This window comes from Paraburkholderia sp. XV, from assembly GCF_020177535.1.
GTDB classification, from domain to species: domain Bacteria; phylum Pseudomonadota; class Gammaproteobacteria; order Burkholderiales; family Burkholderiaceae; genus Paraburkholderia; species Paraburkholderia caribensis.
Window position 1 is genome coordinate 67232 of record NZ_JAGUUD010000015.1, and the last position, 24438, is coordinate 91669.

Here is a 24438-nt window from a genome sequence, read left to right on the forward strand (position 1 = left end):
CATGGTCCAGGCCTTCCCCTCTGTCCACGAAGCACCGTCGTGACGAATTGTCTATCGCGGATGGCTGGCCCTTATCCAGTTAGTGGGACACGTTGGATGGGCGCGCTGGTAAAATGGCGATTTGTCGACCCTGCATCGGGTAGCGATGCCTCTGCCAGAACGGACGGCAACCGTTTCAAAACCTTGCGCGCTCGGTCGTTGCCAGCCGAGGTCCGTCACGCGTTTGGGTGTGGCCACTGGTAGCCGCAGGTCGCGGGCGACCGCCTGTCGTCGGCGATGACGGTATTGGCTCATCGTGGATCCCGAACTTCCATCCGGTCGTGCTGTCGAGGCGTAACACGCTTCGTTGTGAAGGCTATCGCGCGCATTGTCATCGCTGAGTCATTGATGTCGCGACGTTCTGCCACGACCGCCCGAGCGCCGACTACACGCGTAACCGAGCAGTATGCTGGAGGGACGGCGACGCGGATAAACATGGCCCGCTCGACGCTTTTCGGGCGGGCGAATGTCGAGTAAGAGGTTGTCCAGGCGTCAAAACAGGGAAGTGCTGCGCCTGCGTTTGGTATGCGAGCGTAGCCAGCGCGAGATCGCGACGACGATCGGCGGTCCGAGCGCAACGGTCTGGGACTACCTGGACCGTGCCCGCCGTGCACAACTGGGCTTCACGAAGGCCATGTCGATGGACGACGCGGCGCTTGAGGCGCTGCTTTTCCGCTGCCACCGTCGTTGAGTCGGACACGTCCTCTGCCCAACTGGCCGCTCGTACCTCGCGAGCTTGGCAGGCGAGGCGTAACGCGGGACCTACTCTTGAACGAGTACAAGGCCCAGGATCCCGAAGGTTACGGCTAATGTTGGTTCTGCAAGCACTACGAGCACTGGGCAAATCGCCGCGCGCCTGCCGAGGGACGTGGCGGTGCGGGATCAGTAGATCCCTGTGTCCATGTCACCGCGTCACTTTCGTTATGCCGGATACGCTGCCGGGTCCTAGCGTTGCGCGCGAGGACGAACCTCAACCGTCGACGTGAACGGAACCGAAAAGACGAATTCGTATCCGGTGGCCACTTTCATTGACGCTGAGACTGGCGCCTCCGACTCGCCCTTCCGGAAGGTCGCAACGCGCCAGATGGAGCCTCGCGAGTGGCAACGGACTTCCTGGATTTCCTGCTCGACGGCGGCGTTATCGTGCATGACGCCCGGTTGCAGGTGCCTGATATACGACGCGCAGTTGTCGAGCGTCACATGCATGGAAGGGGCGCCATTCGCGTATTCGTAGACCAGGGTACCGGACGTCCCGTCTGGACTGAACGCGGTAGTCAGGCGCAAAAAACCGGCCCGGCTATCGCTCATTTCAACGACATCGAATACGCCCGTCATTTGCGGGGCAAACGATATGGTGGATGGTACTCCTCGAGACGGGTTGACCGCACAACTTGCAGCCAGGCCGCAGCACAGGGAGATTGTCGTGGTTCGCCAGACGTTGCGATATAACCGAAAAATGTTCATGGTACCCTGTCATTAACGCATTCTAGTTTTGTCTGCTCGGCGTGCATGGGTATGGAAGTCTGCCAGACCGTTTTGCCCCACCTAACCAAAACGTTATCGGCCGCATTCTCAGAATCTGTATGTCTGGATACATCAGGAAGTCCCGACGATGCAATATGCATTAACGGGTCACAGCACACCGGTTTCCTGTTATAGACAAATCACGAGCGTCAGTCGACTGGCCGCTCACCAAGCGGAACACGCTCGCGCCATACATTCATCCTCTCGGGACGATGGACGCGGATATCCACGCAAGCGCTGTCGGGTTTTATGTCAAAAAGCGATCGTGCGGCGAGCGCGCTTACCGGTGTTGGATGTTTTGCCGACTAGGCAAGAGGAACGCAACCGTCGCCTGACGACGACCGTCCCGCAGATGTGATTCGGAGCAACTGCAACGGCGCACACGCCGGAATGGCTGACGGGGTCGAATGTGTCCAATGAATTGGCATCCGACGTTTGCGAGCATCGAGCCGCTAGCGTGGGCTCCTCGGCCGATACGGTTGGCGAAACAGCCTGTAACCGGATGCTGTTGCGCTCGAGGTAGGTGGCGAACTGATGCAGATGGAAGCGGTAGTGGAGAATGGTACGTGGCCGAAGCCGCTTCTCCTCAACAAGAAACGCCATGAATAGCGGAGCCTCTCGTTCGAACGGGTTATCTGGCTTGTGTGGACGACTTGGGCCATCGTAACCCTCAACTACCAGGCGAAGCATTTGGCAAATAGGATTGCGAACCTCATGAGAAAACTTGCTCCGCCGGGCAGCACTGCGTCCACGCCCATGTCGACAAATCCAAGTCTGTACAAACGGCTCGACGTAATCGCTTAGCTGCGCGAAATCCCTCGCACCGCGCGCCTTCGCGTACTCCCCAAAGCTCACCAGCACGGGCACGCGATGCAACACACTACGGGCCGTGTAGTGAGCCTCTGTCAGCCAAGTGACGTATTCCTCAATCGCCGGAGCGAGCCATGACAAACGAATGCGGTCGACGGTCTCTGGACGAAAGTGATAGTGCTCGAGCATGACAATCTCCCAAGGAAAGTGGGAAATCACCATGCCACAGCAAGCGCGTTATGTTGCCTCGCAGTGCAGCAGAGCGGCTCTCAACGTCCGGATGAAGACGAATGGCCACATAACGGTCTCGGGCACAGAACATCGATTTTGTTGCTGGGAACAAAATCGAACATCACGCGGCCTGGACAGCCGCCCAGCCATTCGAAGGCGCGCCGGTGACAGGCCAGCCAGGTCTCGACCGTCTGGTCCAACACGATCTCGGCGTACTGGTGCCGCGACCATGCCAACGTCATCACGAAGATCCACGTCTTGAGCGGGATGCCGGACTCGTGCGTGAGCACCGGCCCTGCGCCGAAGTCGACCTGCACAGCATCGGCCGGGGCGAACTCAAGGATCGTCGTCGCCCTGACGCCGCGCTCGGCCTTCAGGTTCAGCAGCATACGGCGCACCGCCGAATAGCTGCCCGCGTAGCCATGGTTGCGTTTGAGCGCGTTGTGAATCGTCGTGCCCTGCACGTCGGCGTCGAACCAGCCTCGTACCAGGTCGCGAAATGGCTCAAGCGTCGAGATGCGGCTGCGTGGCACCTTGGGGTCGCGCCCAAAGATACCGGCCAGCTCAGCGTCATCCGGCAAGGGCCGCCCGGGATCAAGCCAGCCGTGAGCGAGCGCGACCTGCCGTACGGTCTTCAGCTTGCCGCGCCCCATCAGGTGTGCGCCGGCAATGTCGCGGTCGGAATCGCCCTGACGCATGCGCGCCAGGACCTGTCGATATTCAAACACTTCGAACCTCCTGTTACTCATCGGCCCTCCGGGCAAAGACGCCGAAGGTACCGGGTTACGGAAATTCGAAATGCGTTTCGGGCTAGGGCCCGACGTGGCAACGAGCCTGCAGCGTGGCTCGATTACGCCGATCCTGAGGTGGCTCCAATACGCCGATCATCGAGTGGCCCGATTGCGCCGATCATGCACTGGCTCGATTACGGCGATCATCAGGTGGCTCGATTACGCCGATCCCGGAATGGCCTCATTACGCCGATCCGTGACACGCGGCATGCTGCGCATCGGTTGTTCATGCGACGCAACCGCAGCAGCCACAAATCATTCGCGATCTGCCGATCTCTGAGGCAACCCTCATCCAGGAAAACGCCGGTAGCGGCCGCGTAACCGGTGTGCTCATCAACAATTCGGGCCGCCCGCTCCAATCGGTTGTCGTCAACTTCTCGATTCTGGACGACCAGGGTGTGCAGATCGCCACCGCTACTGCTGCAGCCATGGGAGTAAAACAAGACGGCCGATGGCGATTCGCCGCAACATACGTCGGCGCACAGGGTGTTGTTGCAACTGCGAAGATCGGCGACATCATGGCGGTCTCACAGCCGTAGAGCCGAAGCGTTCGAGCGAAGCCACCGAGCGTCCCGGTGCAGATCGTTTTTTTCGATCGGCCTAGCACGCGACGTGGCTCGCATAGCCAGCGCCCGTTTGATTTAATCGTTATCGGTTCTCCCCGTTTCGTATCAGTGCCGTTACGCCTTTTCTCGCATCGGAGCGCCGCACTCGGCACACACGTAATGGGCATAGCCACGCGGATCTTTTCCGGCATCAATCAATCCGGCAGTCCGCACGGATTCCCATTGCTGCGAGTATGGCTGATCGTTCTCCGACGTTGTTTCAGCGCCGTCATGGCCGTTCTGACAGAAGAAGTGTCGAGTGGTCCGCATCGTCATTTCCGTTTCCTTTAGCGTTTTTCGGTGATCAAGGATTCCACGACTCGTTCACAACAGTGTTACCGGCCCGATCGGTCTGGATGACGCTGATCGTCCGTTGGAAGCCACGAATCGCAATATGGTCCGTGAGCTTGACCTCCCCGGTGATATCACCTTGCGCATTGACGATGACATATAAATCGACATCCGTTTCCTGCAAGGGACCCTTCATATACGATCGCTCATGCTTCAACGACTCACCCGCTTTCAGAACAAGCTTTTCTTGCCATGCGGTCATCTGGTCCTCTTTCGATTGATGATAGTTTTCCGTTCTGCCCAACTCCTGTCTTGAGCGCATGTGTCGCTGCGGGTTCGGGAATTTCCTTCCGCGAGCGCAAACACTATGAGCGACTTTGCTCCTGCCGCGCGTCCAGTGGTGAACGTTGCGATGCCGACCGGGGTCGGCATCTTCTGCCTTTGGACTACAAGGGTTTCCCTGATGCGGACTTGCCAAGCCTTGTTTCGACGTTGGCGAGTAGCGAGATCAGCTTATCCCTCGGCCCGCAACTGGGGTAGCCGTCACGCAACTTCGTGGCGATCGAGCGAATCGCGTCAAGCTGGGCGGCACGCGCCACGATCGGCTCCCGGTACTTGCCGTAATAAGCCCCATTGAACTGCTCTGATGACATCTCGTCTCCCGGATACTCGAGCTGGAGCCAGTCATCGAGGGTCGAGCGGACCCGACCGATGGTTTTTCGTTGAGGCCCGGGGAACGACTCGTGATCTAAGGCGTATAGCAAGGGACCGATAGTCAGATGTGTTTCCAGCGACATCCGCTTAGCAGGACGCCACAACGAACTCTGACCGGCTCCGCGTCCACCGTACGGCAGTGCGCCGTTGCGTGCCACCCCGCCTGGCGCGGGCATCGGGCGTGGGCGACGGGGTGCGCCGGACGCCTGCCGCGCCGGTCCGACGAACTGCGAGAAATACGATGCCGATTCCCCATCCCAGCCACGCTCGCCGGAAGCCTGCAATCGTTCGAGCTGTCCTGGCAGTCTGTCGGCCAATGTCTCGTCCACGCAAAAGACATAGGGAACCGCCGATCCCGGGTTATGCAGGCCGTCCCATTTCGCGCTGACAATCCGGATGTCACGCTGCTGGGCCCATGCGCGTCGCTGCTCGACATCAACGTGAGGATACGGTTCATCGAGAAAGACCCAAGCGCCTGTGTCGCCGTCGAACCAGTACGATTGGTGGTCCCTTCCTGGCAGGCCGTCGAACACGCGCATGGGTCGCTCCTGCTTTTGCGTCGTCGCCGGCCGCAGTCCGGTTACGGCCATAAAATGCAGGGTGCGGGCGGCCGTCAGAAGTACGTCACGCGCAGTCGCCTGACTGTTGAGATCTATCCGCCGTTCGAGGTGGTCAGCTGACTCAAGGTGGAACCAGCCTAGATTGCGGGCAGCAGTGATCTGATGCCGCGCGATGATGTCGCCGAGGGGTTTCGGAAGCTGGATACTGAGCGTTTCCCGACCGGCCTCCGACCGCCCCGCGGCCCAGTACGCAGTCAGAAAAACCTTGAAACCTTGTGCGATTCGGGCCTGCAACTGCTCCTGCGCGTGCCGGATGTTCTGATAGCCCGCTTCAACCGCGGCGGTATCAAGAGCGAGATGGTGTCGGATGTTGCGCTCGCGTTTGATGTTTTTTGCGAGGCGCTTGATCCCGTCCAGAGTGGACGGTTTTGAAAAACCAGAAGACATGACAGTTCTCCGGCCCTGCTGCAGCGTCACCCGTCCACCGCTACGTTCCAGGGCCAAAGAAGGCCACATGGAAAATGGGTAAAACAGGCAGTGCCGTTTCCAGCTTCGCGAAGACGGGTAGCGGGCGCCTGCCGGGGCGCCGCGCAGACATCATACCTCGCAGGGGCGAGAATTCACAATCCAACTTTTGAACAAGCCGTTGAGTCGTGACGACACGCTGAGACTTTCAACAGCGTGAAGGAGCGCTACCCATGTTCAGTCAATCCAGTTTCACCTGCCCTCTCGTCGATGTCCGGGTGACAGTAACCCGCCAGACGTTCGCGCTGCCGGCCATCGGAACCTTCGCCATGATCATCCAGCGCGACTACGGCTGCTCACGTGAGCGGACCTGCGACCACCGGATGACAACGGCGTGCCGCGTGCGTGATTTGAACGCGGCCGGGTAACAGCGAAACCCGCCGCGTAGCTGTCGCGGTCTGACTACGTTGAGCCGCTGCCGCCTGTCGGCTGTAAGCTCCGTTTTTTTGGCGCGCACTGGTCGGGGCGCGACTTCGCGGCTTTCAGCGCGCGAAACCCGCTTCAGTCCGGACGGCGCGGAATCCGTCGGAGCGGGCGCGGTATCCAGATATTGTTCATCAGTCTCGGGACCGCCGCAACCAGGAGCAGTTCGCCTGGCGCCATGACGACAAATCCAAGTAGCGAACGGGGGTCGAACCAGAGCCCCAGTCTGACCACCGCCGCGATGCCGGCGCCAAAGACTGCCAGTCCGAAGACCGGCAACCACCTGAGCAACATCTGGCGCCTTGGCGACAGAAATGCACCGTCGTCAATCCGGCCGAAGCTTTTGATAGGCCGCAGGCCGCGCACCGAGCCCGTCAGCGTCGGGACGACGCGGGTTGAAGTATGCAGCGCCTCGAGGATGACCCCGTTTTTCCCTTCCCAGTAATCGAACTCGATCAGCCAGCCTTCGCCGTCACGCCGCGGCCTGAGCTTGATCGCCTCATGGGTGCTTTCCAGCACCTTCAGATCGAGCAGTTTCGCACCGGGGTACTCGATTTTCAACGGGTTGGTGCTCACGACGTCGCCCGGCTCGATGGCCTTCCGCCCCGCATTCCACAGGCGGATACGCGAGCGGGTCAGGCGTTCGACGGCCTGGCCATTGTGCGTAACAGCGAGCCCGTCAACCGGGTCGAGCTTTTCGATGACGGTCACCCCTTCCGCCGAATAAGTGAACAATCGGCGCTCGAGGTAACGGTTAATGCCAAGGGCGCCGACGCTGCCGGTGGCCAAGCCGGTGCACAGGACCTGCAAAATGCTCATGATTCAGATGCCCGCTTTCGTTGTTGAGATATTTGCTATATCGGCGCTTCACCGGCGATGTTCAGGCCCCTGGTGACATGGCGCAGCCAAACATCTCGCTACCGACGCCCAACAATGACCAACGAAAAGGTCGGAGCCCCAATCATCCGACCCTTCACCTTTTTGGCGCCACTTCCCGGCGCTTCCGGAAGATGTCCAGAAATGAAGGGGTAGATAGCCCCAATTATCTACCCCTTCATTTGGGAGATTAATTCCGGGCCCCGGGCGCCGGGCTCGGTGGTCAGTCGCGCTTCCGACGATTCAATAAGGGCCAGATTGTTAAATAAAATTACGTCAACTAACTTCTACTTCGCCGACCACCCTCTCGACACTCACTTTCTTGAGCATTCGTCGCTCGCCGCGATTCTAGTAGATCCAGCCATCAACGTTCGTTGCTTTCCGGTGGAGTAACTCGGGCGGAGGCTGAGCAATTTGGCTCGATTTCGCGACGAAGTCGCAATGGCCCCTGTTTTCTGGTCACTTAGCTTTGCGGCCGGCAGGCAGCTTCTCTGCTTGAAGCGTGTCCTCAGGCGGCAATCCGAAGCCGGCGCCGCTCGGGGAGCCTATCCAGGCGAGTCCCTGTGTCGAGAGTGCGATGCGGATCTGCTCCTGCCCTTCCGGTTCGTCAAGACGGTAGATGTCTTGGTCTCCGTAAGCCCACCAGGCCGCTTCCATTGGCGGCTCGAAGAAAAGAATGACGCTTTCTGTACCGGCCTGTCGAGAATGCCACCGCAATGCGGTACCCGCGTCATACCCAGCGCCCACCAACTGGCTCATCAGGCGAGCCGCAACGCCATGGGTCTCTTCATGATGCGGCGTTTTGAGCGCGACATCCCACATGGCGTCCAGATCTGAATGCGCATCCACGACCGCGCGACGATGCGGTGGGCGCAGGTCGATAACGGAGACATCCTGTTTCAGCGTTAATCGGGCGAGCATCCAGTTCTGCAAGTGCTGATGGTCGGTGTACACACTTCCTTTTCTGACTTCGGCGAACCGGAGCGCAGTCTCCCAAAGGGCTGCCGCCGCCGTATCTCCCGCGTAGAACATGCCATGGTGACCGTCACGCCAGGCCAAGCGAGCTTTCGAATTGGGATTCGAAGCCGTTGCCGGGTACGCGGCCGGGTAAACGTGCCAATAGGCGCCTGCCTTGATGGTCCCGAGCTCGATCCGAGCCAACACACTGTTCTCACCAGTGTGCATTCGAATCTCCGCGAAACTCCTCTTTAGCCGCGTTTAACACACGCTGCGGATCACGCACAAAGACATCCGCCGGCGTTTCGCCGGAAAGTAGCGCATGTGGTGAATAGAGCCAGAATGCACGTCGCCAGCCATTCCGGTCTTCTTCATCAGCTGGAAGCACTTTCAACAGATCGGCAACCGCTGGACGTATCGCACCATGGGCATCGAACTGGAAGTCGGGATGCCTGTAGGTTCGTTCGGCAGCTACCCATACTCCCAACAGCGCTCCGTTTGAGCGTTGACGGGCGGCATATTGGTGCGGGTTGCTTCGAGATCCTGTGCCGGCCATCTCGGCTACGCGCTTCCCATCAGGCCAGTTCATGGACAGAAGCTCATTACGAAATGCAATGGCCTCTTGATGTGCGTCGCCTTTCTCCACAGACGGCGCTTCGGCGGATGATGGATCATCATCACAGTCGGCAATTTTCTCAGCAACGATCGAATCGAGTAGCTTTAAGAGATCCCTGTGAGAGCCTTCGGCTGAGATCCACAGCGCATGGTCAATAGCTGTATTCCAGTGAGGTATGAGATCGCGCCACGAATTGAAGTGCAGATGCTCAACATGGGCCACATCACCATCTTTCGCCTTGAAGAAAAGCAGTGGCGCTTCATGAGGGTAGCTCCCGCCGAAGTGCACCAGCTGGTTCCTGAATTCGGAATCAGTTCGCGCGAGGTGATACACGAAAGAAAAAACGTACGTTGCCATCGAAAAAGTGAACGATGGCTGGCCGTGAATACGCCGCGTAAAGACTCGCAACCGCGCACTGTGATGCGGCTCCGAGGCTACCACTTCCTGCATGTTCACATGCCCCATCGCGACGACAGGGAGATCCCCTTTTCGGGCAACCTCGACGAAGTCGATCGACGACATAATTGACCTCCTTGATTCGACACGGCCCGAAACAGGACGCGTACTACCAGTCACCCAAGTGTAGTTTATGATAGGCTGGTTAGCAAGGTTAGGCTGGTTAGCCTATGATGAAGGACCGTAGTTGCGTGAGCGGCGAACGCTTCGCAGGGATCGCGCCAACGCCTTCAATGGTGACAAGTCCGTTAGTACCATTGCGGTTATGGGACGGGTCGCCAAAGCGCGCTGCGCTCGCAATTTACCGACCCGTCGACGTTGTGTGTGCCGGGTCGACAAACGACGTAGGGACGCATCCCACGCCAATGCAAAACAATTGAAGAACGATGGCATCTAAAATAGAACGTACGTTCTATAACGTCTTATCTAACATATGGTTCAGCCGGGCAAAAGCTTGTGAAAACACCGGGCCGACTCGCCGACCCTATGCTAATCGGCGTTGCCAAAGTGCCAATGCCATGTAACTTCGCCATCATTGGCGCCCTGCTAGCAGGTAAAATTCAGCGCAGACCAACATAAACGTAAGAAAAAAATGAGCGCCCAACCGCAACTCGTCTCCGTCAGCACCTTGAAGAGCAAGGCTGGACGGGACTCCAGCCAGACCCTGAAAGAAGCCGCCGCTAACGAGTATGTCTTTGCGGTTGTTGGACCCGCTGGTTCGGGCACCAGTTGGGTCGCAGAGGCGCTCAGAACGCTGCTTACCAGCGGGGGCTTCCAAGCTGACATTCTCAAGGCTTCGTCGGTCATCGAGACTTGGGCTGACAAGCACGGTTATGCGATTGACAATAGTTCAAAGCTTAAACGCGCGGAGTCCCTGCAAGATTTGGGGGACAGATGTCGCCTCGAATCAGAGGACAGGGCCGCAGTGGCGATACGTCTCATGCAGCCGATGCGAAAACTGCGCAAAGAGAACGGGCAAAAGCAGGCGTACATCATCGACTCCCTGAAACATCCGGCCGAGACTGCCCTGTTGCGTCAGGTCTATCAGGATGCGTTTTGCCAGATCGGCGTCGTGTGTAGCGAGGACGTGCGCAAGGAGCGCCTGCGACAATCCAAGTGCTCTGATTCGACAATGCCGCAGATCGAAAACTTCATGCGGCGGGATGAGAACGCTCGCGACGATCACGGCCAAAAGGTTACAGACACATTTCACCTTTCGGATTTTTTTATCGACAATACGCCATCCCGATTCGTGCGGGAGGGTAACACGGATGTCCCCAACCCCAAGTGGGACGTCGCCGATCAGTTGGGGCGTCTCGTCGACATCCTGACGCATAAGTCGGTCGTTCGCCCTCGCCCGAACGAAACAGGGATGTTTCATGCTCACGGGTCAGCAATGCGCAGCGCATGTCTGTCTAGGCAGGTTGGTGCAGCCCTGATGGACGCAGCCGGCAATGTGGTGGCCACCGGTACTAACGAGGTGCCGCGAGCCGGTGGCGGCGTTTACGCGGGCGGTTTCCGGATGGACGTGCTTAACGATCACGAATACGACCATCGCTGTGCCGTCGCGGGCGGTCATTGCCGCAATACTGAAGAGCAGCGGAAGATTATCCAGGAAATCATCGATGACATTCCGGAGTTGAAGGCCATAGACGATGGCGTGGCATTGCAGGCCAAGCTGGCGAAAACTCGGGTTGGACGACTGCTTGAGTTTAGTCGGGCGGTTCATGCGGAGATGGACGCACTGCTCTCCGCCGGGCGACAGGGAACATCGACCGTCGGAACGCGGATGTTTGTAACGACCTTCCCTTGCCACTATTGTGCACGGCACATTGTCGCGGCTGGGGTAGATGAGGTGCAGTTCATTGAGCCATATCTCAAGAGCAAGGCGTTGAGTCTGCACGGTGATGCTATTACGACCGATGCTGCCGACTGGCAACCGCCGAGCGAAACGGTTCATAATGATGCTAACGGCAAAGGTCACCCGCCGCCATTCGTGCTGTTTCGGCCTTTTACCGGGGTGGCGCCACGGTTGTACAAACGAGCATTTTTGAAAGATAGATCTTTGAAAGATTCTGCAGGTAGGATGGAATTCGGGAATTCTGATGCATCGATTCGCCCTGAATTGCTGCGATTCAGTTACATGGACGTTGAAAACCAGCTCATAGGAAATGGTGGTCACGATGACTAGAAGCGTGCTTTCACGAAAGCATCTTAAACTGGTTGTGACTGACGATCCGGAATGCGCGGAACTGGTGCCTGAAGACAGCGTCCAGTTGACTCTGCCATTCGATGACGGGAAGGCTGTCATCTTAATGCACGAAGCCGACCTCCGAGCGCCAGAGGCGTTTGAAGTGTTCCTTGGGCGTTATCAGCCAAGATGGTTACTCGATGTTCGTGTCGCGCCTCGCATGGATTTCATTGCTCCGGGTCGGGCATTGGCTCTTCGGCATCTTTCGATGCGGAACGTTACCTATGTTGACGTTCTCGGGCATGTGAGCGACACATCCGCATGGCTGCCGTTTGTGGAGGCGCTATTGCAGGGTTCCGGCGGTGCGGAGGGGCCGTACGCCATCATTTTCGACGAGGAGTGTAGATTGCGCGAAGCTCGCTCGTGTCTACCGTCGATGCTCTATCAGATGGACTCGTCCGATACCGTCAGCGTTTCGACTTATGGTCGCAATCTGATCGCACTATAAGAAAGGCGAGACGCCGCTTCCACGACGTCTCGCTATGTTGCGCCAGTTCCTGTTGGTCCTGATATCCGGCCGAGCCGACTCGGCCAGATTTCGGTACCACCGAATTTCGAATAGATCGTCGCTCGTCTTCATCACCGATGAGACATATCGTCGATACTGCCCTCTTCCGAGGGTCCTTGAAATTGTCGTTGGATATTTATGCAAACCGCTGAAACACTATCAGATAAGGCTGTATCCGAGAAAGACAGCCTCCCTCCATGGGCAAAACAGCGGCAAATCATCGTCGGCCGCGCTTTATGAGATCGGTAGCGGTGCCTGCCTCGTGCCGGAAACTTCCCTAAGCCAATTTACCCATAGCAGTATTCCCCCGCCATATCTGCGCTTTGACGCTTCCGACAGTCCACGCGCTGCGAGCGCTTCGATTTGGTCGGCTACTTCCACCGGCCCTGCATCAGGACGCTGCCTAATTAACTCCATCGCGACCTTCATTGTGGGCTGAGCAAGCACCTTACTCGCGAGCCAGTAAACTTCGTTTCCTTTCGGCGCTCGTTCTAGCAAGACAGGCTCTTTACTCGATTGAATCAGTCTTAGACCAACCAATACATATAGTGCATTTCTATCACTGGATTGCACCAAATATCTGTCCGACTGCAATGCCGCCAAGACCTCTAAAACGCGGCCAGGCGGCGCTTCACCGACGAAGGGGCGAATACCTGATCGGCGCCGACGTTCGACTCTCAACTGAACCAACCCGTGCAGTGCCCCTTGCTTTACTTGGTGGCTTAGTAAGTTTGCACCGTCGACTGACACAATACCGAATGTTTGCAACCAAGATACGAGGCGGTTTGCTATCGCACCGACCGTTTGATCAGCATACTCGCCAGGGGCGAATTCGGTCGACAAAGTGGATTTCACGGACATCATTGAGACACCACGAAATCCTTTGCCAAATTGTTCAATTAACTTTCGCAGTAGTGCGTGAGAAGCAAGAAACTTAAACATTGCCGCAAGCGTTTCTCTCTCTGACGAATGTAGAAGTCGAAGCCTTGCATTCTTTCGATCATATTGACATGCTCCCATCATCACCAAATCCCTCGCAACGTTGTCGACAGTTCCATCTTGAAGTCCAAGATGTCGAGAAATAGTCGAAACTTGGGTAAACGTAGACAGCGACTCCACGACAACTTTAGCTGTAGCCGGCGACGAAACGGGAACGTATCGCGTTGGAATAGCAGGAACTTGTTTGGATAAAACATAGTCTCGGAAGATGTCCCAGTAAAGAACGAGCTTCCCAGAGTTGCGCACAATCAAACGGCGCTGCATTAGAGCCGCTACCGTTCCATCACCGAATTGTTCTGCCACTTTGAAGTGATCCGCTGGTGACTCGCGCGCGATCCGCTCAAGGCATGCAATTTGCGTTGCATCAAGATCGGATAAATCTCTTTGAAACAACGCTTCAACATCGAGCGCACGATCAAGAAGCTCACGCTGCCGTGCAGGCTTACTCTGCAATACTTGGAAGACATGGACACAAAGTTTTTTTAGCAACCATGGATATCCTTGGCAATGCTCAGAAAGGAGCCTCTTCAGACCGTGCTCCATCGGCTGATGCAGTTCTCGCGAAAGGCGTCCGAGAAGTTGCAATATATCTCGCTTTGAAAACAACGGAAGCTCAAATTCTCGCCGACGATCCGAAAATGAATGCCACACGTGGTACGCCGGATGATCGGCAGGAATCGAACCGTCCGTCTTCCAAGAAAAGCCAAGAACGACGTTCTCCCCAGCGGATTCAATAGCAGCGCACAGACTTTTCACTTGCACGAACAGATCGGCAAGCTCCTGCTTCGTCGTGATTTCTTCAAACTGATCAAAGAAAAGTACTATAATCTTATCTTGGTCTTTCAATTTTGCAAGGGTCGACTGCAGTGACTCATCTGCGAAAGGATGTCCAGCAGATGCGACCCGGCAACTTCCAACGGTACCGTCAACGAAGGACGCCTTGATCGCTTCGTCGAAGCATCGCTTAAGTGCAAGCTCGGGATAGCGCGGCGAGCTGGCGGTGCGGCAATCGACGGCGTAAAGAAATATGCGATCCTTGTTTTTCCCTTGAGAGCACAGGGCTTTCAATTTGATCAGGAACGAGCTCTTTCCCCAGCCAGATGGGGCTTTGATCGCCAATAGGCGCGTGCTCGTAGATCCATTTCGCACTTCATCAAGATATCGAACGATATCTTTCAAAAGATCATCACGACCGACAAAGTCTTCAGGTCGTGACGGGCGATAGTCTGACCAGTCATCCGCGACCGGAACAGACGCAATACTATCGAGCTCCTGACGCAAAGACGCATCACTTAAAGCGCCGATCGCGACCAGTTCGTCTGCTCCGGCGACCCACTGTAAGGACCGCAAATTAGAATCGCGCTCCGAAAGCTGTTGCACGACGGCCTCGTTTGTGATTTGTCGACCGGATTTTGCATCGAATGCAAGAACTGTGTCCGCAACTCCGGACGTTTCTCCAAGTGCCGAAACGGCCCAGAACTCGCCTATGTCAGTTATCAACAGTGTTCGAGTCGCGAGTATCAGTGGTGATTTCGGCAAATCAAGTTTTTCTGGTGAAATTACTTGCCCTACTGAAATCAATAACTTAATGAGTTCAACAGGATCGTAGACCCTGAGTTGCTGTCGTTTTTCTATGCTTTTAGAACGAAAGCTCTCAACCAGTCCCGACGCGTCTTTCCCCAGCTTCGCCGTGCTAATGAGCCAAGCAGACTGGAAGTCGTCTGTCATGAGCGTGCCAAGAAGCTTCCGCAAAACTTCCGCCGAGATCGTCCGGTCACGGTAGGCCTTACATTCTACGATCACCTTAGCACCCGACTGTCGGTCAGCGGCCACTACATCTAGTTCACACCCAGTGATTCTGACGCTCGTATTCACGTGGTCGTGTTGCATTGCGACAAGTACCCGTTTGGATAGGGCTTCGAGCAGGTTCCCTCGCGCAGTACTCGAATCGCCTTCCTTTACGGTTACTTCGATTTCAAGCTCTAGCGTCTCAAGCATGGTCTTCTCGTTGTTATTGTTCAGCAGGTGACTTCCACCCAGATGATATTAGGCATCGATTCTACGGGATAGGCGCGGTTGCGAGCTACGCGTTCTGGCGATAACTTACATTACGACACTTTGACGCGTAGATTGCAGTACTCAGGAGGGCACCGGATCTACGTGGGCACGTTTGACACCTGGATACACGCTTATCCGGCAAGGGAGGGTTCCGGCCGCCCGTGGCTATGGCTGGGCGATGGCCCACCGGACATCTCATTCAGTCGATCAACGCGCAAACAAGGGACTTCCCAGCTAGGGGCGAAGCACGCTTGGGCGTCCGTTTCGCCCAAAAACTCCGCTTGTCGGATGGGGTTAAGTGGTTGATTGGCAAGGACATCACCATAAGAGCTAACCGCCATTTTCGACGCGAAAAGGACGGTCACCCCTGTAGGAGAGCGCGCCAAAACGGGGGGTGGAATCGATCTGCACCAACGCCGACGGCAAGGCGCTCTCATCCGGACGGTCGACGGCGTGTCGCCTGGCAGGAAGGACCGCGTGACGGTTGTGCAGATCGGCGAGACTTGGCTTATGTTTGGCGCGGTGCCGGTGGCATGCGCCTGCTGCACACGATGCCTTCCCTTTCCGATACGGCCGATGTCGCCCATGGCCATTCGACAAATCGCCCTGCCGCCTTTGATGTGGCGCTCCCGTCGCTGTCGTTCGCGCAGGCCACTGGCCTGCCCGCGTTCAACACAAGCCCGGGCCCAAACAGAGGTAGGAGTAATCGTTCGAATCGTAAAATTCTCGTGGTTCGAACGGAAAATGGCCTCCAGCTTGCATAACGATCGCGCGACATCCCAGGAAACGGCGGACCCTTGTTGGGCAAGCGTCTCCGCCCTGCAACCGCCAGATTTCGCACGATTCGAACGATCACCCCGGGCCGCGGCTACTTTCTGCTGCGCAACGAGCTGCGGCCCAATGAGCATCGAGGTCGAGCAGCTCCACCGCTGGATCGCCGGTTATCCGCTTACCCGAAAAACCGAATCTGAATGTACTGATCGTCCCCCGAGTTTTTATACGCCGTCTCGTACTTCTGAATGAACACGGTCAGCGCTTCCTCGTAGGTCTGGCCGCCGGCGGGGTCGATCATCAGCATATTGGTGCCTGCGGCGCTACCGTCGCCGCTCATTCCCTGCACGATGCGCGAATGCAGTCCCGCGCCGGGATTGACGGAATTCATCGTTCCGACCCACGTCAGGCCATGCGACTGGAGCTGATGGAGCCAGCCATCGACGCTGAGGTTGACCGGCGCGAGATGCGACAGTCGGGCATTGCTCAGAAAGGGGCCGAACTGGTCCGCCGGCAAGGCCTTGTTTGCGTTGAAGAGATCGACGTACTGCTGCCCGACCTGTCCGAGCGCCGTCGGAATATCGTAGGATGCCTGATCTTTCCAGGACTTCATCATCGTGTAAGCGGTGGCCCAGCATGTCAGCGACGATGGCTGAGCAAGCACTTCGATCGTTCCTTCCACCTGAAACGGGAGCGGCATGGCTGTCTCCTTGGGTTGAGTTCAAAGGTTTATGTCGGGATGAGATGCGCAGGACGCTCCATTACGCAGTCTTTGACTCTTGGCTTCCGGTCTTGCTGGCATCGGCGCTGCGCGCCTTGAAAATCAGATAGCCCGCGTGGCTGAACGCCAGCAGTTCGATGAAGGTGTTGCCGGGATCCGGCATGGTCTTGAAAACATCATCTTCGTGTCCCGGAACGACCAATAGCCCGGAGATCGCGCCCAGCATCTTGAGAAAGTAGCCCGACAGAAGCAGTCCGCTGATGATCAGATGCTGAAGCCGGCTGATATCGACCTGATTCTGCGTGCCTTCGTTCTCGCCCATCACGAGGTCGATCCACCTTGCTTCGGCCGGACTCTGATTCTTGTCCAGCAACGCGGGTGTGACGAGTTCCTTCGGTTTGACGGGCGCGTTGTCGGACTGCTCGTTTTCTTTCTCGCCTTTGTCTTTCTTGACTGTCAGGACCGAATTGCGCAGGAGCGGCGAAACCGCGAGGTTGATGCCCAGTGCGGCCCAAAGCGCCGTGCCCATGGTAGGGAACAGATCGAGGTGTTGCCCCTTCACGACCAGCCACGCGGCGTTGAACCATGCCACCACGGCCAGCGAGCCGAGCAGCAGCACGCTCCACGCCAGCTGCTGGGTGCGCGACAGACTAAAGCTGTTGCGGCTGTCGATCAATGCGCCGAACCAAAGGCCCTTCTGATACAGCCCCACGGCGGCGATCAGCAACATGAAAGACGCCATGATGATCAGCCATGGCCACTCCAGCGAATACGTTTTGTTATCCGAATCGATGACGCTCGGAAAGATCCGGGAAAAGTGGTCCAGGAAAGCCGGCACTTTCGGATTGACGGAATGCACGATGTTCCACATCCACAGGGTGACGTAAATGCTCGCGACGCCCCATATCACGAAGAGCATCGTGGCCCACCGCTTTTTGGGCGCGGGAATAGCGTCGGACGAAGCCGCGCCCTTTCCTTGCTTCGCGCCCTGCCCGGCGCCCGCCGCTTGCGCCGCCACCGCGCCGGGCTTCGGCCAGAATCCCGGGTTCACATCGACGTCCTTCCCGGGCGCGTCGGGATCGAGGCTGTCAAAGAAGAACAAGCGCTTCGGCACGCCGTCCGGCGTGTCCTGGATCGACCCGGAACAGCGGTCCACATGCGATGCGGGCAGGAACGGCCAGTTGAGACCGAGGCCCGACTGGTCGTTGGGCGCGAGCGGCTGGGCGGGATCGAAGGTCCACAGCAGGACATAATTGCCGTACGATGGTGAAGTAGCCGCGTTCCTCACCGCGCCCGCGCAGCTTTGCCACGCGGCGTCGGTGGACGGGTCCGCCGGCCTGGCTCCCGCGTCGGGTCGCGGAAACCCGGCGCCATTGAGCGCGAGGATCGATGGCGCGAGCATGTCGCGAGCCGTTTGCAAGGTCGACGAGAGGCCATCAGCAGCCTTCCAGTCGCGCGTGAGCCACCACAAGATGACGATGGTATTGGACGTCGTTTGAGGCGTTGCCATGTCGTAGCTCCCGAAAAGACCGCAAAGAGACCGCTAAAAAACCGCGCCGGCTTGGTTGATGTCGATCGCCGCCGAGATGCCAAGAATCCTGCCTCTGGCGTCGTTGGCCTCCATGCCGATTTCATCGATCTCACCGAAGTAGTCCTGCAAACTCGCCGGCGGCTCCGCCGGCTTGTCGGCAGTGCTGCCACCGCCCGGTGCCGTTTTCTGCCAGCGCATCAGCGTCATCAGGCGCGCTCTGCCGCGTCCGCTGAGATCGATCGTGTCCTGTCCTGGCTGCGCAGCGGGCCAGATCCGTACGGCGCCATGCGCCTCGTACGGCTTTCCTGCGACGATGCGATAGATCGCCACCGGCGTCTCGCGCTCCCGGTCGAAGGCGTCGCGCACATAACGCGTGACGATCAGCGCGACTTCGCCGGCGAGTTGCGAGTCGGAGCGGGCGGGCAGCCAGCGCAGTGCGTTCAGCGGGATCGGATCGAGCGCATCGCCTTGTATGCTGAGCACCGGCCATTGCGATTTGCCATCGGTTCCCACCGTCATGACGAGCGCGGAGACCGGACACGCGCCGTGCACAGCGCCCTCTTTGGTCACGACTTCGAACGTCGACACGTCCTGCGTGAATTGACACCACTGCGGCGCGGTAAACGCGGTCAGCCTGACGCCGTAAGCGCTCGGCTGCGTGGCCGGCGGCCAGTCGACCGGAACCTGAGCGCCCAGCACTGGCTTCACCCGCGCATAGACGGGGGCTCCCGGAAGGAAGCTCTTGCCGCCGGCCAGCAAGGGCAGGCAGGCCACCGTCAGCCACGCGCCGGCCTGCGAGCGCACCGAACCATCCTCCGTTCTGTCGTCGATCCACAATCGCACGGAGACATCCACCACGGGTTCGTACGGGTCGGCGCTTTCCTCCGGCGGATCGCGCTGGGACAGCACCAGGCGCAATCGCGCGACGCCGGCCGGCATCATCTTCGATAAGAAGCTTCCGGCCGGTCCGAGGTCGCTGTCGAGCCTGATCGCGACCCGGGCTGTTTGCAGTTCCGCGACGATGCGCAGATATCGCAAGGTCGTCGGAACGTTGCCATGCGTGCCCGGCGCGACCTGCACCACGGCATTGACGGGCGCGCTCGCGTTCAGCACCGGAAAGTCGATGACGACGCCCTCATGCACACCTTCGGGCACGGGCTTGTCATTGTCATCGGACGTTGCCGCGCCAGTGCAGCGCAACAGCAAGTCCTGCCCCGTTACCGCGATGCCCGAATTGGTCGACGTTTCGATGGCTTCGAGCCGGCGGAATTTCAGGCGCGCCAGCGTCCACGGCGCGATGCCCGGCGTCACCGATGCCCCATCGCTCTGCGGCACCGGCGTCACGACGAAGCCGGAGCGGCCGAATCTCGGCGCTTCGGTTTCGCGGTCAAAGGTGTAGCCGAGCGGGCCGTCCAGCCGGATCGGCACCGGCACGCCGTCATGTCCCTCACCGGTCAGCACTGGATCCGGTCCGATCTCGGGCCAGAAGCGCTGAAGGTCGGCAGGCCCGATGCGCCTCCAGCTGGACGTATCCGGCTGGCCGGCGTTCGCGTGTTCATTCGCGGCGCTCGCAAGCTCGCTTTCACGTTTGGCCTGCATTTGCCGCTCGGTCGCCCAGTCGAGCCTCTGTTTGGCGATCTCGACTTGCCGTTCGGCGATGCCTCTTGCGACCGGATCGGTAATGGGCGGAGGACCATCCAGTTTCTGTTTGGCCGCGTCGAAATCCTGCTGCGCGCCGGCCGCTTCCGCGGTGGCGATCACCATCAGCCGCGACCACGCCTGATCCGCGAAGTCCGCCTGCGCCCGCCGCAACTCCAGTTGACAGGCCGCGTTTTGCGGATCGCCCGCACACGCGGCTTCGGCGTCCTTCAGCCGGTTCGCCCGGCGCGCCGCCTGATCGGCTTCGAAGGCGCTGGCCCAGAACACCGGCACGTCCGGCAGCGGGTGCCGCGCATACTCCAGCGTGGCTTCCAGACCATCGCCGATATGGAAGTCCGGAAACATCGGCTCCGAGAAGATGGCCAGCAGCGGTGGCACCACGGCATCGGACAACAGACATTCGGTGAGCGGAAGCACGAGCATCAGACCGGGCCGCTTCGGCACGCGGCCGGTATCGCGGTCCCGGACGAGCAAGGTGTGCCACTGCACATCCGACGAACGCGGAATGCGATGGCTAAAGCGCACGAGGTCGATGTCCGGCCGCATCGCCGCATAACGGCTAGTCGCGCGCAAGGCGAATCGCCACCAGTTCGCGCCGCCACGATATTGCAGATCCTTGAGGAACATCGGCGACAAGCTCGCGTGCTGCGTGCGGGCGGGCGGCAGCACATGAGCGAGTTGCAGACGCGCCTCCTCGATGACGCCGATATCGTCCACCCGGCGATCGATGAACGCGATGTCCTCGAAATCGCGCGTCGCCGCCTGGTCGATGCGTAAGGCCTGATCGCCCAGCTTCGACAGGTCGGGCAGCGACGGCAGGGTGCGACCGCGCCAGCTCCAGCGCTGATTAAGCAACGCAACCTGACTGACATAGCGCAACAACTGGTAGTTCATGGCGCGGCCGTGCGCCTCGTCGCCGGGATCTCCGACGTATGTCAGAGGCAGGCGCGTCGTGGCGACATCGCCGCGATCCGGACGGATGGTGCGCGTGATGTCGAGCGGATCGTATTGGTCGGCCAGCGGCGGCATGGCCGCTGTGGCAACTTCGATCGTCAGCGTGAGCGGCGCGCCCAGCCGGAACACGTTGTCGGTGTCCGATGCCGACGCCGATGCCGGAATATCCGCATGGCACAGCAGTCCTTCCCACACGCCCGGGCCGAAGCGCGCTCCCGGCTTCGGCTCCGCGAAACGCTGCCGGTTCAGCGGGACCGCGCCGTAGAAGCGCAACTCATAGATGGAACCGGCCACGACACTCACGGTATCGACGACGGCCTGCGGCTCGCCCGACAAGAAGCCGTCCTGCTCCGCGACCTGCACCTTGAACACCACCTCGGGGGCGGTATCGTCCGCTGCGCGGAAGGGGTTCGCGAAAGCCTTCGTTCCCGTCCACTCCGCATTCCTGATGAATCTGCGACCGAGCGATCTGCGCCGGGGAAACAACTGCACGCATTCCACCACCAGCCGCTCGACGGCGGGATCGTCGAGTGTCAGGTCGGCCCCGGGCACGCTCGGTTCGAGCACCAGCCGGTCATGCACGCGATTCAGGGCGCGCGTGACGTCCGGCGTCATCGTCCAATTGATCCAGCGCTCATACGTGGAGAATTCGACATCGGGACGGCGCAGTACGAAGCTTATCGTTCTGTTGTTTCTTTTCGTGGCCGGAAGGATGCCGTCGAGCACGTGAATCACGCGCTTCTGATGCGCTGTCTCGCCGGGCGGAAGGAGCCGCGCGTCGGGAATTGCATAGGCCTGGTCGTGATCCAACTGCACGCGTCCGATGGATGCAGCCGGCGGCGTGAGATATGCATCGACGCCTTCGAGCGCCGGACGGTTCAGACCGATGCCGAAGCTGCGCCAGTCCGACATATCGACCGCATCCTTGCTGATGCGGCCGTCCCCGGTTCCCAGCGTCGAACCAAGCAAGGCAAAGCTGGCCGGACGCTCGACGAAGGCGTCGGGCGGCTGCTCCGTCAGCAAGGCCACGCCGTGTGCGCCGAGCGTCAGGCGTATGCCGAGCGAGCTATCCTGCGGCCAATATTTGGCATCGATCCGGGCCACCGTGATGCTGAAGCGGGATCCATTGGCATGGCGGCCGAAAATTTCAATGTCCAGACTCGGGCGCGCAGGCAAAGCGCCTCCGCCGCTCAACGTCGAGCCAGCCGGCAAGCCGCCTATATCGATCTGCACTGCTCGCTGCGACGGGTCCGCCGTGTCGAATTCGAGCACGCCTTCGGTGGCTTCCTTGTTGCGATAGAACAGCACGGCCTCGTTTGGCCGCAGGGTTATGGGAGCCGGTGCGATCGGAATCTCGGACGCGAGCGGCGGCACGTTCTCGGGTATGCCGGGCAGCGCCGGATCACGCGCGCGCAGGTCAAGACGCGGCGCGCTCACGGGCGTCGTGCGCCGGTAGTCGATTTGCCGTATAACTTTGTCCGCTTTCAGGCCCGCCGGAAGATCGTCTTCCAACTGGCCTTTCGACAGGATGATCCTGAGGCCCGCCTGATATACCGGCTTCCCGTCTTCGATGCTGGTGAAGGTTCCGTCGTGATTGTCGCGCACTTCATTTTTGGCGACCTGCTTGCCGTCGTCTCGGACGAACCAGGTATCCTTGCCGCGCATCTTCGTGGCAATTTCCGCTTTATCGCGCAGGCAGACCGGCAGCGCGCCGCCATGACCGATCAGGTAGGGAAGAAAGAAGTAGAGCTTGCCGAAGCACAACGATGGAAGCTTGACCTTGCCGCGCTCAAACGGCGGGAAGGCGTAGGCCTGAGTGCGTTTGCGGGCACGCGTCGAATCGGGCTGCTGATGCAGGGGATCATGCACCATCTCGCCGATGAGCGTCCGGTTGCTGTACGTGACACACCCGCCGCGTACGCCGCCCAGTTCGCACACCGGAACGGGCACGGGATCGTAGGGCTCCGGACGAACCAGCGTGGAATCGTTGATAAAGTCGATTGCGGCCGGTCCCTGCTGAGTGGAATCGAAGACATGCATTTCTGCGACGTTCAGACTGTGCCAGGCGTCGTCGGTCGGCCATACGATCGTGTCGCGCGGGTCGCTCGTGCCGTTCGAGCGTCCGGCGAGCAGGCCCAGCCCCGCGAACATGCTCCAGAGGTCTTCCTTGTCGTCGACCGGCTGCGGCTGATCGACGGGAAAGATAATCGGCGCGGCCTTCATCGTGATGCCCCGTCCGGTGGCCAGACCCGAATCGGGCGGCACGAATGCGTCGGCGGCGGCATTGGCGTTTTCGATGGCGCGCCCGATGGCCTGATCGAAGAGGAAGGCAATGTTCGAATCGGCGTCCGTAAAACCTTTGATCGCCGCGCGAGCCGTGGCGAGAGACGCAGGCACCCACGCCTTCAGAACATTGGAGATTTTGCTCAGCGGCGGAACCGGCGTGGGCGGCGCTTGCCCGTCCGTGACCGCGACGGCCTGAACCGCCGCCCATGCGGTTCCGGTCGGAAGCACGCCGGCCAGAATGTATTGCATGAACGCAGACGCATACAGCAATGCGGCATGGTCACGCAGCGCCTGCCCGGATATGCCGGCGAACAACCGTTCGACCACACCCTCGGGCAGCCCGCTGAACGACACGGCCATCATCTGACCGGCCGGCGGATTCTTGAGCGACAACTCCACATACGCATGGCGCTGCAATGCCGGGGCGTGCGTGATAGCGTTGTCGTACTGCTTGTCTTTGCTGAACCTCACCGAGAACGTCCCGGCCGAAGATCCGGCATCTCCCTTGATAGTCAAGATGACTGATGATTCGCCGCCATCGAGCGGGCATTCAGCCGTCACGTCGTCCACCGTGCCATCGCCGAATTTCAGTGTCGCGACCAAAGTCATGCCGGCGGTCGAGTTCTTCAGATTCAGACCGATGTCCAAGGACTGCGCGGAAGCATCGGTCAGCTTGCTCAGATCGAGCAAGCCGGATTGCAACGAGGCGTCGGCGACGAACGACTTCGCGGCGATGTCCCAGCGCACGCCGGACAGGCGCAAAAGCGGCAGCGGGTCCGGACCGAGCGGCAGATCCGGAGGCGGCCCGGCCCACCATGAGATGAGCCACTTGCGCGCATCATCGGGCGCGTGGATGTCCCTGAGCGTCGTCTGCACGCGCACGGAGGCATCGCGCGAAATGCCGGCCAGCACGCAGATGCGCTCGTCGGACCAAACCTGGAATGCACTGCTATCGAAATCCGGATGAGCGGCTAGCGCGGCCTCGCGCGCCGTCAGTCGCAACAGGAGGTCGCGCTTGTCCTGCGTCGCGCCGCCCCGCGCGACGGCGACGGGCATCGGAATGGCGCTCGCGGTCGCCCTTGCGGCGGGCGCGAGAACCAGCCAATAGACGGTCGCCAGCGCCTGGCGCAGCGCCGCCCGCTTGCCCGCATCCAGAAGCGTCCGATGCACCTCGTAATAGCTGGCCGTGTCGCCGGTGCGCGGTTCCGGCGCGGCGAGCGCGACGGGAATGTTCGCCATCGCCTGCTCCAGTCCCTCCGAAATCAGACGCGCCGGGTCGAGA

At 59.5% G+C, this 24438-nt stretch carries 18 protein-coding genes and 1 pseudogene; 6 read left to right on the forward strand and 13 right to left on the reverse strand.

Features of this window, described 5'->3' with window-relative positions:
* Positions 1 to 520 precede the first annotated feature (520 nt).
* Positions 521 to 730 (forward strand): sigma factor-like helix-turn-helix DNA-binding protein, encoded by a 210-nt coding sequence (locus KFO72_RS11005; RefSeq protein WP_225032052.1) that lies wholly within the window; start codon positions 521 to 523, stop codon positions 728 to 730.
* A gap of 254 nt (positions 731 to 984) precedes the next feature.
* Here KFO72_RS11005 and KFO72_RS11010 read toward each other — a convergent pair whose 3' ends face one another.
* The 3 genes from KFO72_RS11010 to KFO72_RS11020 form a co-directional block, all read right to left on the reverse strand.
* Positions 985 to 1503 (reverse strand): hypothetical protein, encoded by a 519-nt coding sequence (locus KFO72_RS11010; protein WP_225032053.1) that lies wholly within the window; start codon positions 1501 to 1503, stop codon positions 985 to 987.
* Positions 1504 to 1815: 312 nt separating this feature from the next.
* Positions 1816 to 2562 (reverse strand): hypothetical protein, encoded by a 747-nt coding sequence (locus KFO72_RS11015; protein ID WP_225032054.1) that lies wholly within the window; start codon positions 2560 to 2562, stop codon positions 1816 to 1818.
* Positions 2563 to 2642: 80 nt separating this feature from the next.
* Positions 2643 to 3353 (reverse strand): DDE-type integrase/transposase/recombinase, encoded by a 711-nt coding sequence (locus tag KFO72_RS11020; protein ID WP_225032055.1) that lies wholly within the window; start codon positions 3351 to 3353, stop codon positions 2643 to 2645.
* Between the two features lie 332 nt (positions 3354 to 3685).
* On the opposite strand from KFO72_RS11020, the gene KFO72_RS11025 reads away from it, so the two are divergent.
* Positions 3686 to 3934 (forward strand): FxLYD domain-containing protein, encoded by a 249-nt coding sequence (locus KFO72_RS11025; protein WP_225032085.1) that lies wholly within the window; start codon positions 3686 to 3688, stop codon positions 3932 to 3934.
* A 141-nt stretch (positions 3935 to 4075) separates the two neighbouring features.
* On the opposite strand, the gene KFO72_RS11030 is transcribed toward KFO72_RS11025, so the two are convergent.
* The 3 genes from KFO72_RS11030 to KFO72_RS11040 all read right to left on the reverse strand — a co-directional run bounded on the left by KFO72_RS11030 (position 4076) and on the right by KFO72_RS11040 (position 6012).
* A complete protein-coding gene (locus tag KFO72_RS11030; protein WP_131542617.1) occupies positions 4076 to 4276 on the reverse strand; it encodes a hypothetical protein in 201 nt (66 codons plus the stop codon).
* A 28-nt stretch (positions 4277 to 4304) separates the two neighbouring features.
* The gene (locus KFO72_RS11035) at positions 4305 to 4553 is read right to left on the reverse strand and encodes a hypothetical protein (RefSeq protein ID WP_225032056.1); all 249 of its coding nucleotides are present in this window, start codon (positions 4551 to 4553) and stop codon (positions 4305 to 4307) included.
* 184 nt (positions 4554 to 4737) lie between these two features.
* On the reverse strand, positions 4738 to 6012 hold the full coding sequence (locus tag KFO72_RS11040) for a DUF5623 domain-containing protein (RefSeq protein ID WP_225032057.1): 1275 nt from the start codon (positions 6010 to 6012) through the stop codon (positions 4738 to 4740).
* Between the two features lie 251 nt (positions 6013 to 6263).
* Between KFO72_RS11040 and KFO72_RS11045 the strand changes: the two genes are divergently transcribed.
* Positions 6264 to 6458 carry a hypothetical protein gene (locus tag KFO72_RS11045; RefSeq protein WP_225032058.1) on the forward strand — a complete coding sequence of 65 codons (195 nt, stop codon included), beginning with the start codon at positions 6264 to 6266 and terminating at the stop codon, positions 6456 to 6458.
* A gap of 133 nt (positions 6459 to 6591) precedes the next feature.
* Here the strand turns inward: KFO72_RS11045 and KFO72_RS11050 are convergent, their stop codons facing one another.
* The 3 genes from KFO72_RS11050 to KFO72_RS11060 form a co-directional block, all read right to left on the reverse strand.
* Positions 6592 to 7332: a hypothetical protein gene (locus KFO72_RS11050; RefSeq protein ID WP_225032059.1), complete on the reverse strand. Its 741-nt coding sequence runs from the start codon at positions 7330 to 7332 to the stop codon at positions 6592 to 6594.
* 516 nt (positions 7333 to 7848) lie between these two features.
* Complete coding sequence (locus KFO72_RS11055) at positions 7849 to 8574, reverse strand: RES domain-containing protein (protein ID WP_225032060.1); 726 nt, start codon at positions 8572 to 8574, stop codon at positions 7849 to 7851.
* Entirely contained in the window at positions 8561 to 9484 is a 924-nt protein-coding gene (locus tag KFO72_RS11060) for a hypothetical protein (protein WP_225032061.1), read from the reverse strand. The genes KFO72_RS11055 and KFO72_RS11060 overlap by 14 nt, the downstream gene beginning before the upstream one ends.
* Before the next feature lie 526 nt (positions 9485 to 10010).
* On the opposite strand from KFO72_RS11060, the gene KFO72_RS11065 reads away from it, so the two are divergent.
* Together KFO72_RS11065 and KFO72_RS11070 are read left to right on the forward strand one after the other, a co-directional pair.
* A complete protein-coding gene (locus KFO72_RS11065) occupies positions 10011 to 11609 on the forward strand; it encodes an anti-phage dCTP deaminase (RefSeq protein WP_225032062.1) in 1599 nt (532 codons plus the stop codon).
* On the forward strand, positions 11602 to 12117 hold the full coding sequence (locus KFO72_RS11070; RefSeq protein ID WP_225032063.1) for a hypothetical protein: 516 nt from the start codon (positions 11602 to 11604) through the stop codon (positions 12115 to 12117). Before KFO72_RS11065 ends, KFO72_RS11070 begins: the two co-directional genes overlap by 8 nt.
* A gap of 294 nt (positions 12118 to 12411) precedes the next feature.
* Here KFO72_RS11070 and KFO72_RS11075 read toward each other — a convergent pair whose 3' ends face one another.
* Positions 12412 to 15174, reverse strand: coding sequence for a restriction endonuclease (locus KFO72_RS11075; protein ID WP_225032064.1), 2763 nt, complete (start codon positions 15172 to 15174; stop codon positions 12412 to 12414).
* 636 nt (positions 15175 to 15810) lie between these two features.
* Between KFO72_RS11075 and fliP the strand changes: the two are divergent.
* Positions 15811 to 15932: pseudogene (fliP, locus tag KFO72_RS42490) on the forward strand (flagellar biosynthetic protein FliP); the annotation flags it as partial.
* Between the two features lie 251 nt (positions 15933 to 16183).
* Here fliP and KFO72_RS11085 read toward each other — a convergent pair.
* The 3 genes from KFO72_RS11085 to KFO72_RS11095 all read right to left on the reverse strand — a co-directional run bounded on the left by KFO72_RS11085 (position 16184) and on the right by KFO72_RS11095 (position 24395).
* Positions 16184 to 16705 carry a papain-like cysteine protease family protein gene (locus tag KFO72_RS11085; protein WP_225032065.1) on the reverse strand — a complete coding sequence of 174 codons (522 nt, stop codon included), beginning with the start codon at positions 16703 to 16705 and terminating at the stop codon, positions 16184 to 16186.
* 61 nt (positions 16706 to 16766) lie between these two features.
* On the reverse strand, positions 16767 to 18236 hold the full coding sequence (locus tag KFO72_RS11090) for a hypothetical protein (RefSeq protein ID WP_225032066.1): 1470 nt from the start codon (positions 18234 to 18236) through the stop codon (positions 16767 to 16769).
* A gap of 33 nt (positions 18237 to 18269) precedes the next feature.
* Positions 18270 to 24395, reverse strand: a complete 6126-nt coding sequence (locus KFO72_RS11095) for a hypothetical protein (protein WP_225032067.1) — start codon at positions 24393 to 24395, stop codon at positions 18270 to 18272.
* Between the last annotated feature and the right edge of the window lie 43 nt (positions 24396 to 24438).